The following is a 12,868-nucleotide window of genomic DNA, read 5'->3' as shown; positions in this document are numbered from 1 at the left end:
AATTAATCAGTCATACTAAAATCATTAGCAATATAAATTTCTATTTCTGATAAGCGATAAGGTTTATTATTGATTGATAAATTCCCTTGTACATCTTCAAGTGCGGTCAGTTTTTCTAAAAATTCAATGGTAAAGGTTAAATCTGCGATTTTTTCATCAACAATATCAAGTTCAAATTTAATCTCATATTCATCTAAAATATCTCGCATTTCGTCATTATCATTGAGCCATAACTGAATAATCGCCATTAAATAGCTTGCGGATATTTCACGATAAGGAAATTCATCAAAAAATAATACGGCATCATATTTAATATGAGCGATTTCTACGCCTTGTTCAGTAACATTCTTGCCCTGGTTTAATAAACTTCCATTTTCAATCCAGCTATAAAAATGATTTCTATAACGGATTGGCAACTTAGTTAAAATATGTTGCGTGAGTTGCTGATATTTCATTGCATTTTCTAAATTAGCCATACAGCACTCCGTTTCTTTCCCTTTAATGTTCTAATGGCAAAAGTTGCCTCGGCTAATAAACTTTTCTGTTCATCAGCATATTTTCTATTTTCGTGAATTTCTCGGGCAGATAGCGTATTAAACTCGCTAAGTAAATCGGCTTTAGCTCGTGCAAATACCGCTTTTTTGTATAAAGTTTCCGCATAATTTTCATTATTAATCATTACGCTAGATACTTCGCTTACCTTCGTTAAGCCTTTGTTTTGGTATAAGCTCGCCACGTCCGCTAAATCAATTTCAACACCTTGCATTGCGGAAACTAATACCGATTTAACCATTTCATCAGGAATATTAAAGGGAATAGCCCTTGTTTTCTGAAACTCACTTACCGAAATATCACACCAAAAGCCACTGTTTAAAATTACAGTATCATCATAATCCGTTTGGCGACCATTAAACATTTGTTAGCCCGTCCTTTTCATTCGGATTAGGTGGGCAGGAGCGTAACTTTTCAATGATTAAATCAAAATTGATAGCCTCATTTTCAAAGCTAAGTCCTGCCACTGGGGGAATTCTTTTATCTTTTTTTCTAAGGGCATTTAATCGCATTACGCAACGTTCAATCATTGTTTTAACCCCAATTTTAGGATTAAGCTGAAAGGCTTTATTGCATAGCTGAATTGCCAATATTAAGCGTTCATAATCAATCACACCCGAGGCATTAACTATCCCTTTGTTTCGGTTACGCAATAATAATTCCGCCGCCATTTTTAGCCATTTTGCGGTAACCACTTCATGCAAATTCCACTGGGTCGCCACGTTTTGCAAAGTCTGGCTAAAATATGGTTCAACGGATAAGCCCACTGCGGCGGTTTTGTCTGCCCATTTGTAAATCTGATCAGCCACAAAGGTAGGCAAATTTGACGAAAAGCGATCAGGCATTGCTTGATTTTGTTCAATCGCCTGTTCTGCCAGTGCCAATGCACGATCAAAATCGCCCACATCAAAAAGATAAATAATGCAGTAAATGAAATAATCATTTTGATAAACCTGTTTATCTGCTAAATATTGTTCAACAAAAGGTAGCCACTTCGGTAGAAATTCTTGCCGTTTAACCTCTTTGCGTTGTTCAAAAGTCGGTAATGCACGAATACGATTTACATCATTCTGCAAGGCAATTAACAAGGTTTCATACTCGCCACTTTGTTGCTGAATAATTTGGACTTGTTCCGCTTGGCTTGCCTTATTGATTTGCTCTACTTGCTCTAATGCTTTCATTCTGGCTTGAAATTCACGCATTACCATACCTTTTCCCCTTATTCGCTATCGCCAAGTTCCACTTTGCTATGATCAATGGCGGTCATTAAGCCAAGATCTTCAACTACATAGCCCTCTTGACGATAGTAAGAATTGCGAATACCTTTGCGGTCTTCATCGTTATAAATGGCTCGGCGTACGCTTTCCCCTTGGGTATAAATACTCAAGTTGCTAAGTGTCGTTACTACCGCACCTTTAGCTGGGAAATTCGGCGGAATAATGGCTTGCATACCGCCAAAGCTACCCATTAAATTATGCGAACCTAACGCCGCTTTTTCCGTTGGGGTTAAGCCATGTTGTTTTTGGATAAGTTTGGTTTCTTTACCCACTAAATCCGCTCCCACTAAGAACACCAAATCATTACGATCACGATGTCTTAAATCTAAGCCTTGTTTTAAGTCAAAGGCGAGATCATCTAAATTGACGTAGTCAGCCCCAGCACCAAAAATTTTAATTTTGCCTGTTTCTTTTCCTTGTGTAAGGAAGTTTGCCGCTCGTTGTTCGGCGAGGAGTTTTAACCAGCCTTTGTTTACATCAGATAAATCGGCTTTTGTGGTATTAGCCGCAACACTTTGCCCATGCCAGCCAATTTGCAACATATCCAAAGCAATTTGGGTTTGTACATATTCGCCATAACGTTCAACAAGTCTATCTTTGAAAGTGGCAAAGGTATCAAAAATTTCCCAAGGCAAAATAACGCCTGAATCGGTTTCGGATAATTCATAGCCTTGTTCTGAATGTTCTAAGGTGGCAATATAACGTCCGCTTGCTTTTCGTCCTGTAATCCCTTTTTCGGTTGCCCCTAACAATTTAGTGCCTTTTAAGTGGGAAACCGTCAACATATTAATCTGTTTTAAAAAGTCAGATTTCTTTTGAATATTTTCACCTAATTGTGCCGCTTGTGGCACAGTAAGTGAAAAACTTTGACCTCGTAAAATAGAATTTGAATCGCTGTTATATTCCTGTGCAATATCTTCAACTAATTCATAAAATAATTTGATATTTTTCATTGTTTAAAATCCTTTCAAGTTAAATCTATTGGTGTTTGTAACTGCGGGTTCGCCATTTGGTACAGCAGTTACTTCTTTGGTCATTTGGTTAAACTGTTTTTCTAAGTTTTTAACCGTTTCTATTAGCTGATTAAATTGTTCAGTCGTAACAACGCCTTTTTCTGCGGTTTGTTCGGTTTCCTGTACAGGCGTTACATCAGCTTGTTTCGCTGAAAAGGATTGATCAATCTTGCTACTTAAACCATTTACCGCCTCGATCAGCTGGTTAAATTGTTTTTCATTCATTGTTTGTTCCTCATTATTATTGTTATCGTTATTAGAGTGATTTTGAGTAAAAAAGGCTTTTAATACATTGAAAAATGAACGCTGTTCTTGATTAAGTTCTTCCTCATTTTTTAAGCCAAAATTGACTTGAAAATTTTCAGAAATAAGCGTGTTCTGTGGAATCTTAATATTAAAATTGAGTTGATCTGTGCCAACACTGGCAGGGGTATCGGTTACACCTAAACCGAAAAGATAATTTTCACCGCTATTGCGGAAATTTGGCACAATTTCTACACTGGTAAATAAATATTGCCCCTCTTTATTCCAGTTAATTAAATGTTCAGAGGGACTAATCACCGCATAAAGTTTTGTTTCGCCGTTGTCTTGGTCTTCGGCTTTTAATTCCAATACCTGCCCTAAGTTTATCCAACGTTTATGATCGGGCCACAAATTGGCGGTATAAAAATTAGGATCATAATTTTTTGCCATTTCGTGCAGTTCTTGGCTGGTAATTTGGCGACCGTCAACGCTATAGCCTGACGTGGCTACACAAATAAAATCGGTTCTTAATTTACTTTTATTCACAGTTTCAAATCCTCAAAATGGCTAAATATCAATAGAAGTGCGGTTAGTTTTACTGATATTTTTTATAAAATCATTCTCATTTATTCGGATATTTTCGGATATAAGCCAAATTTGCCCTATATCCGAAAATAGCCGAATTTATCTATAAGAAATTTGCTTGTGATATTGCCAAAATACGCCTAAACCAATTAAAAAACAGAGAAACAAGGGCGAATATGGTCGCAAAATTAAGAATAAGAAAAAGCAAGCGATATGATGACGAGATAATTTACTCGGCACGCTTTTTGTATTTAAAAAAATATACCCCTAAGGAAATAGCGAAAGAGTTAGGGCTTAATTCCGCACGTCCTATTTATTATTGGGCTGAAAAATATAACTGGCGTAATTTAATTAGCGAGGGCGGTATTGAAGAAATGATCGCCTTGCGGATATTAACTCTAACAGATAGAGAAAATAAAACCGATCAAGAAATCAAAGAATTAGAAGCCTTAATTGATAAGGATATTCAATATAAAAAGCAACGAGCAAGCCAACAAGCCAAAACTCAATCACTCACACAAGCGGATAATGGGCTTATTATTGATGAAACTGCACCAACAGAAAAGAAACGCAGTAAGAAAAGCAAAATTAAAAATGATATATCCCATATCACGCCTGAAATGGTTCAGCCCTTTATTGATTCTTTATTTGAATATCAAATTATTTGCCGTAACAATAAACATCAAGATGTCCGTAATATTTTAAAAAGTCGGCAAATAGGCGCAACTTACTATTTTGCTTTTGAAGCGTTAGAAGATGCAATTTTTAGCGGCGATAATCAAATCTTTTTATCCGCCTCTAAACGACAATCAGAAATATTTAAAAACTACATTGTTAAAATGGCTAAAGCCTATTTCAATGTGGAATTAAAAGGCAATCCTATTATTTTATCCAATGGGGCGGAGTTGCACTTTTTAGCCACAAATGCCAATACTGCACAGGGTAATAGCGGTCATGTTTATGGTGATGAATATGCGTGGATCAGAGATTTTAAACGTTTTAATGATGTAGCCAGTGCTATGGCAACACATAAAAAATGGCGAGAAACCTATTTTTCTACCCCCTCATCAAAATTTCACGAGTCTTATGGCTTTTGGTCTGGCGAAACTTGGAAAGATGCAGATCCAAAACGTAAAGAGATTGTTTTTCCACATTTTAACGAATATAGAGACGGTGGGCGATTATGTCCTGATGGGCAATGGCGATATGTGATTACCATTGAAGACGCTTTAAAAGGCGGAGCAGGTGTATTATTTGATATTGATAAACTCAAATTGCGTTATAGCAAACACACCTTTAATCAGCTTTATATGTGTGTTTGGGTTGATGATGCCAATTCTATTTTTAATGTCCAACAGTTGCTTAAATGTGCCATTAATGCCGAGAAATGGAAAGATTTTGATCGCAATTCTGCTCGCCCTTTCGGTCATCGTGAAGTTTGGGCGGGTTATGATCCTGCTCATAGTAGCGATTCTGCGAGTTTTGTCATTATTGGCGTGCCTGTTTTACCTAATGAAAAATGGCGTGTGCTAGAACGTCATCAGTGGCAAGGCTTATCTTACAAATGGCAAGCTGAACAAATTAGGAAAATCAATGAAAAATATAATATTACCTATTTAGGTATTGATACAACGGGCGTAGGTTATGGGGTTTATGAAACCATTCGGGAATTTATGCGGCGACAAGCTACCCCCATTAATTATAGCCCTGATGTTAAAACCTCAATGGTATTAAAAGTACATGATCTGGTTGAACATAACAAAATTGAATGGTCAAACGAGGAAAAGGATATTTTGGCCAGCTTTTTAATGATTAAACAAACCACAACAAGATCAGGTACCGCCACGACCTTTGTTGCGGATCGCACCGTAAAAACACAACACGCTGATGTATTTTGGGCGATTTGCAATGCCATTAACCATAAACCAATCACAGATAAACCACGTAAAAGACGTGGCTGGAGAATCTAAACAATGAAAAAACAGAAACAACAAACCGCTAAATTTTCTATTATCCCTTTTGCCGAGCATAACGAAACCGCAAGCCCAGCGTTAGATTATATGGGATTGAGTGTTGATCAGGATTATCACTGTTATTTGCCGCCAATTAATCGCTTTGCTTTGGCGAGATTACCCCAGCAAAATGCCCAACATGGCGGAATTTTACATAGTCGGGCGAATATGGTAAGTGCCAGTTATCAAGGTTCATCATTATTAAGCCGTATTGATATGCGGGCATTATGCTTGAACTTAATCCAATTTGGCGATGTGGCTTTATTAAAAATCCGTAATGGTTTCGGTAAAGTGGTTCGTTTACACGTGCTATCTAGCTTATATCTGCGTGTGAAAAAAGACGGTAGTTACAGCTATTTAATGAAAAAATCCCTTTATGACACCGTAAATAATGATATTTATCATTATTCCCCAGAAGATATTATTTTTATAAAGATGTACGACCCTTGGCAACAGGTTTATGGCTCGCCTGATTATGTAGGCGGTCTTCAATCAGCTTTACTAAATTCTGATGCAACAAGATTTAGACGGCGTTATTTTAGTAATGGGGCACACATGGGCTTTATTTTATATTCTACTGATCCTGAATTAAGTGAGGAAATGGAAGAAGAAATTGCCGCCAAAATTACAAGCTCAAAAGGGGTAGGGAATTTCCGTTCTATGTTTGTAAATATCCCTAATGGACACCCTGACGGCTTAAAAATTATTCCCATTGGCGATACAGGCACTAAAGATGAATTTGCTAATATTAAAAATATTTCTGCTCAAGATGTTTTGACTGCACACCGTTTTCCGCCAGGGCTAGGGGGAATTATCCCCAATAATACAGGTGGATTAGGTGATCCACTCAAATATAGGGAAGTTTATCATCAGGACGAAGTACAACCCTTACAAGAAATTATAGCGGAAACTATCAATCATAATTTAGGTTATGAATTAATCAAGTTTAAACAAAATTTCATCACTAAAAAGGAGTAAAAACAGTGTATAAAAAAACAGTTATTATGCTATAATTCTTAAACCTTAATTTTGTTTGGGATTGTTAAAATGGCAAGGACGACAAATATTTATTGTAAAATCTGTGGTAGTAAATCGGTAGTAACACGCACTGAAAGAATGACCAGTGATTATAGCCGATTATATTGTTCTTGCCGTAATCCTGATTGCCGTCATAAATTCGTGATGAATTTAGAATTTAGTCATAGTACAAGCACTTCTCAACTTACCAAAGATCAATTATTTTCCTACCTGATTAAAAATTTAAGTGTGAATGATAAAAAAGACCTGAAAAAGCTACTTGATGAATAAATTTTTTTGAGAAAAGTAAAAATAATTGTTGATTTTATTATAGTATATAATATAATAACAACCATCTAGCAAGGGGCTAGATACAAGAAACCCCGACTTGTAGAAATCGGGGAAACCTGGAGTAGGTAAGATGACTTTAACTCACAAAATCATCATTATCTTAATCCTGTTAATAGTAAGCCAGCCAGCTTACTAGGATTAAACCAAGGGGGCGAAGCACCGCCCCTGCGGTTCTCCAAATACTATAACGAATAACACATTAAAAAGTCAAGGGGAAATAATATGGCAAACGCAATGACCGAACACAGTAAAAAATTAAGAGCTAAAACCGCCAATGAATACAATAAAAAAATGCGTGAACAAGGTAAAATTCGTACCATTTTATTAAGATTAGACAGCAATTTAGCGGATAGACTAGATAATGTGTTAAATGAATTAGGCGAAAGCCGACCAACAGGCATTAAAGCCTTGCTTGATTTCTATGATAAGCATAAATAATAATGGGGCGATTGCCCCATTATTTAATCCTATTTTTTGCTAATTCAAAATAATATTGATTTATTTCAAAACCAACACAGTCAAATCCAAGCATTTTGCAAGCCACTAAACTACTTCCACTGCCAACATGGGTATCTAATATAAGCTGGCCAGCTTTAGCATATTTTTGTAATAGCCATAAATAGAGATTAACAGGCTTTTGGGTAGGGTGAATGCGTTTTTCATTCAACTTTTTATTTCCTTGTTGAATATGACCTTCTTCAATGCTTTTCCCTTGCATCATTCCATTCCACATATAGCGAAATTGTCTTACACTATTGTGTAAACTGCAGTATGCGATTTCGCAATCACTGAATGAGCTTTTACCATTGACTTTATCCCATACAATTCGGCCAGAACCAAAATTGTAATTGTTAAAATAATTAACACCCCAGATTATTTGATGTTTACTCACCCGAAATAATTCATCAAAATATTCAACAGTAGGTAAATCCCAAGTACCTGTTTCAGCATATAATCGCTGAACGCCAATAGAGCTTGCTTTATTGCCATAATAGTTTCTTTTTTCTGGCCCACTAAAATAAGGTGGGTCAACGATAGCTAAATCAAAGAATTTATCAGGATATTTTTTCAGTCCTTGTAAGCAATCTTCATTTCTAAAATCAATCACTGAATCCCCCTAATTTATAAACCATTCAAAGCCTCAACATAACCCTTTGCTTGGCGAATATTGATATAGCTTGTCATCATATCGCCACGGTTTTCTATTGGTGCAAACATAACTAACATTTGCCCTTTACTATTGCCCTTGGTTTCTAAGCCTGTTTCATTATGGATAAAGGCAACACGTCCCCCTGTAATAAATACAATTCGAGTGGCATATTGGGTACAAAGCTCAAACCATTTTGTAGAGTTATCAACATTAAGTAACATAACAACCGTTTTTCCCTTGCTTTGTTCCTCGATAGCTTTCTCAATAAAAGGCAATGGGTTTGAATAAGGGGGATTGCACCAGCAATACTTACCATTCCAGGCTGTTTTTAACGTATCTTGTTCAGGGGTAATAAAGTTATTAGGCACTTTGGTGTTATATTCCAATGCACAAACATCAAGATCAAATTTTTCATCACATAAATATTTTTCTGCAAAATGGAATAGCCACCAAGGTGTAGCCCAAAGATCTTTATCTTCCTTTTTGGTATTAGATTTATTTATTGCCATTATCGCCACCAATTAAGTCAAAAAAGCGTTGGGAGTAGCCATTTATTGTATGGCTATAGTTATAATGGCTTGCTACACTGATAGGAACAGCGATTGAGCTATAATAATCAAAAGAATTAATAACCTCTTGACTAGATTTAAAACGCCCATTTTGCAATAACTCAATAATTTCTAATTTAGTAATATAATCTTTCGCTAATTTTATGGTTTTAATATAAGACTCAAGGGGCATAGAAAGATGAATATCAAAATCCGCAAGAATCTTTTTTAAAATTTGTTGTTCTAATTGAGCAAAGTAACGTTTGATATAGGATTGATTTTTTAGTGGGGTGCAAATATTACCAATAATCGCTTGTGGTGAATCATATAATAGTCCTACTAGTTGAAATTCTTCGTTATAGCCCATCTGGGCTAAAGCCTTAGATACCGCAACAGAATGATCCGTAGAAAATCTTCCGTTACCATTAAATCTTCGGATTGATGATAACTGTTGTGAGATATAGCCAATACTTAATTTATAGCTTGTCGGATCGTTAAAATCAAAACATTGTCCGTTTGCTAAAGCAATTTTATTCATAGTGTTATCCTCTCTAACTCACTAAATGACGTAATTTTTTTAAATAATCAGGTTCATCAGCAAAATGTAGTTGTGCTGTGTCGTTGGTGTTGATAATGACTTCGCCATTTTTTATGTCTATACGTTGATAATTATTTAAAATCAGCTTTTTATTGCTTATTAAATAATCTATTTGATAGTCATTTAATGGCAAACGAATAGGAATTAATGCTTTTTGTATTTTATCTTTCAGATCCTCCCGTGATTTTTCGGTTACAGTTACTGACACAAGTCCAAGGCGACCGTTGGTCGCTGTTTGTGCGGTGCTTTGCACCGCATTAGTTTGATTGTCTGACTTCGGTTTTCTCTTAATAACCCATTTTTTGAGCCTTGTTTTAATAAACTCAAAGGCTTTTTGGGCTAATTGTATGCCGTCAATCTTTTTCCGTTTCTCGCCGTATTGATTTGGTTCTTCCTCGCTATAATGTAATTTAACAGGTTGATCCGCTCGTTTTGCCAATGCACCGCCTTGCCGTTTTAAATAAGAGGCATAGCAACCCAAATCGGCACAGATTCGCATTTCTTCAATGATGTCATCATCACATTGCCCAGCCACTAAACGGCGTAATTCACGCCATACCGAAATTGAGGCACCTCCATAAAACTGGAATTGACGAATACCCCAAAGGCTAGACCAGCCTTTGGCTCGCATAGCATTTTCTTTTAAAGGTAAATCAGGATTTTCATCAGAAACTTCATCATCTAAGGCGAAACCGTCCATATTTTTTGAAATGTATTTAGCAACATAAGCGGTAGCAGAGCCTTTACTTTTATCGCATTCTTCCACTTTAAAACGGTGTTTCTTCGCTCCCTTTTCGTTACCGTCCATTTCTAAGGCTTTTGCTTTAAATAGGCGAATAACTTCATCTTTATCTTCAAGTGGCACATAAAACAATAAATGCCAATGGGGTGTGCCGTCATGGTGCGGTTCAGCTACACGCATACCATAGGCTTTAATTTTGCGTTTACTTAATAACGCACGATATTGTTTCCATACTTGGTTTAAATAGGCTTGGGTTTCTTTGGGGCTTGCACCATTCCACTTAGGATTATTTTCCCCATTATGTAACGTTGCGTGATAGGCAGAGGGGGCAGTTAGCGTTATAAATAATCCTTTATGACCGCTTTCGTCCGCCCATTTTTCTATGCCGTCTAATCTTGTCATCATTTCTATACGGCGTATAGCAGGATTGCTTGATGAACGTAAATACATATTCAGCAATTCCGCTTGTTCATCAGGATTATCAATATTTTCAACAATCATTGTTTTTAAGAAATTGAGATTTTTCTTAAGCTGATAACGATAATCTCTTAGTCCGTTATGGGAAATATACATACTGGTTTGCTTTCTTACTTCGCCGCAAGCAATGGAAATATGTTCAACCATTTGCTTTTGCACTTTTCGCATTGTGCGAAACCAATATTTTTCACAAGCGACTTTGCTTAAAGCAATATCAATAAGTTCCCCTTTAATTTTTTTGTTGGCACAATACTTTGCCCAGTGCGGAATAGGAAAGCCTATCATTTCACAGGCTCGCCCACATTTGGCATAAATATTTAAGGTAATCTCTGCTAATTCTGCCGAGCTAAAACTGCGGTCTTGGCTAGCTAATTGTGTAATAAAATCATATTGTTGCTTGCTTAATAACATTGCTATTTGATAGGCAATTTCCTTTAGTTTGCTTTCTGTTATCAGATAAAAAGGTAGGCTCGCTTTTTGGCGTTCAACCTTGAAATAATGTTGAACATAGCTAGGGATTTTCTCTAATTCTTGCTTGAGCAAGGTATATTCTTCCCTTGTTGGTACTGTGACTAAATTAAGCTGATATTTTGCTTCTAAGTTAATATCCTGTACCCAGTTAGGTTCAGTGTTAAAGGATTGCAAAAAGGACACATTACATTTGTATTGTTCCAAGACCTTACGCAAACGATAGCCCAAAATATCCCGCAAGAAAGCATTTGCTCGCTTGGTTTGTAAATTGCCGCAAGCAAAGGCGATACTGCCGTCATCAGCCACAGAATGATATTCTTTTAAATAGAGCTTTCTAAAATGCTCCCGTTGGCGTTGTCTTGGTAATTGTTTTAATAAATTCTCGACAAATTGATAATGATCAGGAACAGTAGCAAATAATTCTAACTGGCATACCGTTTTGGCGGATTGAGGTAAAGGGCGGTCTGTTTTTGCGTTATATTTTTTATGCTGATTTTGCGAGTTTTGATAAACAGGCATAATCTCGTCTTCCCATTTTGCGAGTGGGATAGAACCTTGAGAACTGACAAAACAAGAAGACGATAGCATAATGAAGACAATTAATAAGATTGGCTACGACAAATCACATCACGAATTTCCGCCAAAATGGCTTGTTGTACCTTTTTGCAATCTTGCAAACTCAATACATCTTCTTGGCTTAATTCGCATTGTTCTAAATACTGGATAACGCTTTCAAAATTCGGGCAATGTTGCTTAGTTTGGATTTCATATTGCCCATTTTGATTAAGCATAAGTTGATTAACCATAAAGCCACGATCACTAACAGCAATTTGATAACGATGAGAAAGCTCAATAATATGTTGTTCGTTCATAATAAATCCTTAATGTACTGGGCTTGGTGTTGAACTTGTGGCTAAACGAATAAGCCAAGCTAAACTTTGATATTGTTCTCGGCATTGTTTCGCCTTTTGCAAATATAAGTCTTTTTCTGCAGGGCGTTTTTTAGCTAAGGCTAAATTGACATTATGCGTATCTAACCAAAGTAACATTGCCTCGCGGCATAATTTCACATTGATATGTTTTGGGTTAAGGTAAAAGTTATTCATAAGATACCTCGGCGTTATAGTTAGGATCAGTTTTATAAAAATCACTTGTTGACATTGTTTGGGGAAAAGCATTAACAATATTTCTAATTAGGCGTACCGCATAAGCAATTTTGCCTTGTCCTTTAGGGCTATAATGGCTTAATTGATAGCCTGTTAAATGGGGTTCTCTTAAATCTTCGGCAGGAAGAATATTAGCTAGCACAATAATGATTTGCTTTTCTTTAAGGGGTAAACCATTAAAGGCACGTTCAACGGCGTAACGGCTTTTATTCAATAAATTCCATTGGCGAGCAAACCATAGTTCTTTTTCTTGTTCCGTCATATCTTCCCCCTTTAAACAGGATTATTTGTTGTCAATGCTTGAGCTTTTGCGGTATGCTTTATAGCAAAGTCGCCCAATTTCACTATTTAATTGCAGGAGTTTTTCACATGGCGGACGTTCAGAACCCAGAATTGTTGCAACAGCTTCAAGTGCAGATAGCTCAACTTCAGGCAAATCAGATAATGCAAGAGAAAGTAATTTCTGTTTTACTTCGTTTACTCGCTCAACAGCCCGATTATCTTGATCAGATAGAGGCTGACTTTTTTGAGCTTGTTGGCGAAGTCGCTGAAAAGTCACCGCCAGCGAGCGATGAGCTTGAACGTTATCTTGTTCGGTTGTTGAACAAATCCCTTGATGATATTCATCAACAAAAATAATTAAGCCTTTTTGTAGTTTCATAATTT

The 12,868-nt window shown here is 36.5% G+C and carries 17 protein-coding genes; 4 read left to right on the top strand and 13 right to left on the bottom strand.

From position 1 onward, the window contains the following. Positions 1–2: 2 nt before the first annotated feature. The 5 genes from EV694_RS06090 to EV694_RS06070 are packed head-to-tail and all read right to left on the bottom strand — an operon-like array spanning position 3 to position 3,631. Positions 3–476, bottom strand: coding sequence for a phage tail protein (locus EV694_RS06090; RefSeq protein WP_132690556.1), 474 nt, complete (start codon positions 474–476; stop codon positions 3–5). Continuing rightward, the gene (locus tag EV694_RS06085) at positions 464–916 is read right to left on the bottom strand and encodes a head completion/stabilization protein (protein WP_132690554.1); all 453 of its coding nucleotides are present in this window, start codon (positions 914–916) and stop codon (positions 464–466) included. The genes EV694_RS06090 and EV694_RS06085 overlap by 13 nt, the downstream gene beginning before the upstream one ends. Next, a complete protein-coding gene (locus EV694_RS06080) occupies positions 909–1,754 on the bottom strand; it encodes a phage terminase small subunit (RefSeq protein ID WP_243645979.1) in 846 nt (281 codons plus the stop codon). Before EV694_RS06080 ends, EV694_RS06085 begins: the two co-directional genes overlap by 8 nt. Positions 1,755–1,771: 17 nt before the next feature. Beyond that, positions 1,772–2,782, bottom strand: a complete 1,011-nt coding sequence (locus tag EV694_RS06075; protein WP_132690550.1) for a phage major capsid protein, P2 family — start codon at positions 2,780–2,782, stop codon at positions 1,772–1,774. A gap of 3 nt (positions 2,783–2,785) precedes the next feature. Further along, on the bottom strand, positions 2,786–3,631 hold the full coding sequence (locus EV694_RS06070; protein ID WP_132690548.1) for a GPO family capsid scaffolding protein: 846 nt from the start codon (positions 3,629–3,631) through the stop codon (positions 2,786–2,788). A 215-nt stretch (positions 3,632–3,846) separates the two neighbouring features. Here EV694_RS06070 and EV694_RS06065 point away from each other — a divergent pair, with 215 nt between their 5' ends. The 4 genes from EV694_RS06065 to EV694_RS06050 all read left to right on the top strand — a co-directional run bounded on the left by EV694_RS06065 (position 3,847) and on the right by EV694_RS06050 (position 7,488). Then, positions 3,847–5,640: a terminase large subunit domain-containing protein gene (locus EV694_RS06065; RefSeq protein ID WP_132690546.1), complete on the top strand. Its 1,794-nt coding sequence runs from the start codon at positions 3,847–3,849 to the stop codon at positions 5,638–5,640. Between the two features lie 3 nt (positions 5,641–5,643). Then, positions 5,644–6,660, top strand: a complete 1,017-nt coding sequence (locus tag EV694_RS06060; protein ID WP_132690544.1) for a phage portal protein — start codon at positions 5,644–5,646, stop codon at positions 6,658–6,660. A gap of 69 nt (positions 6,661–6,729) precedes the next feature. Then, positions 6,730–6,990, top strand: a complete 261-nt coding sequence (locus tag EV694_RS06055) for an ogr/Delta-like zinc finger family protein (RefSeq protein WP_132690542.1) — start codon at positions 6,730–6,732, stop codon at positions 6,988–6,990. Positions 6,991–7,272: 282 nt separating this feature from the next. After that, positions 7,273–7,488, top strand: a complete 216-nt coding sequence (locus tag EV694_RS06050) for a hypothetical protein (RefSeq protein ID WP_132690540.1) — start codon at positions 7,273–7,275, stop codon at positions 7,486–7,488. A 19-nt stretch (positions 7,489–7,507) separates the two neighbouring features. Here the strand turns inward: EV694_RS06050 and EV694_RS06045 are convergent, their stop codons facing one another. Genes EV694_RS06045 through EV694_RS06010 form a run of 8 tightly spaced genes read right to left on the bottom strand, consistent with a single transcriptional unit; the run spans position 7,508 to position 12,863 of the window. Beyond that, entirely contained in the window at positions 7,508–8,158 is a 651-nt protein-coding gene (locus tag EV694_RS06045) for a DNA-methyltransferase (RefSeq protein ID WP_132690538.1), read from the bottom strand. Between the two features lie 14 nt (positions 8,159–8,172). Then, positions 8,173–8,703, bottom strand: coding sequence for a phage N-6-adenine-methyltransferase (locus tag EV694_RS06040; protein WP_132690852.1), 531 nt, complete (start codon positions 8,701–8,703; stop codon positions 8,173–8,175). Then, positions 8,696–9,286, bottom strand: coding sequence for a hypothetical protein (locus EV694_RS06035; RefSeq protein WP_132690536.1), 591 nt, complete (start codon positions 9,284–9,286; stop codon positions 8,696–8,698). Before EV694_RS06035 ends, EV694_RS06040 begins: the two co-directional genes overlap by 8 nt. Positions 9,287–9,299: 13 nt before the next feature. Further along, on the bottom strand, positions 9,300–11,624 hold the full coding sequence (locus EV694_RS06030; protein WP_132690534.1) for a replication endonuclease: 2,325 nt from the start codon (positions 11,622–11,624) through the stop codon (positions 9,300–9,302). Positions 11,625–11,635: 11 nt separating this feature from the next. Beyond that, entirely contained in the window at positions 11,636–11,908 is a 273-nt protein-coding gene (locus tag EV694_RS06025; RefSeq protein ID WP_132690532.1) for a hypothetical protein, read from the bottom strand. Between the two features lie 9 nt (positions 11,909–11,917). Then, complete coding sequence (locus EV694_RS06020) at positions 11,918–12,142, bottom strand: hypothetical protein (protein WP_132690530.1); 225 nt, start codon at positions 12,140–12,142, stop codon at positions 11,918–11,920. Further along, positions 12,135–12,464, bottom strand: coding sequence for a hypothetical protein (locus EV694_RS06015; RefSeq protein ID WP_132690528.1), 330 nt, complete (start codon positions 12,462–12,464; stop codon positions 12,135–12,137). Before EV694_RS06015 ends, EV694_RS06020 begins: the two co-directional genes overlap by 8 nt. Positions 12,465–12,485: 21 nt before the next feature. Then, the gene (locus EV694_RS06010) at positions 12,486–12,863 is read right to left on the bottom strand and encodes a hypothetical protein (protein WP_132690526.1); all 378 of its coding nucleotides are present in this window, start codon (positions 12,861–12,863) and stop codon (positions 12,486–12,488) included. Positions 12,864–12,868: the final 5 nt, after the last annotated feature.

This window comes from Volucribacter psittacicida, from assembly GCF_004339025.1.
Taxonomy (GTDB): Bacteria; Pseudomonadota; Gammaproteobacteria; order Enterobacterales; family Pasteurellaceae; genus Volucribacter; species Volucribacter psittacicida.
Note: the sequence above shows the minus strand (reverse complement) of the source record. Positions and strands in the feature narration are given on the sequence as shown.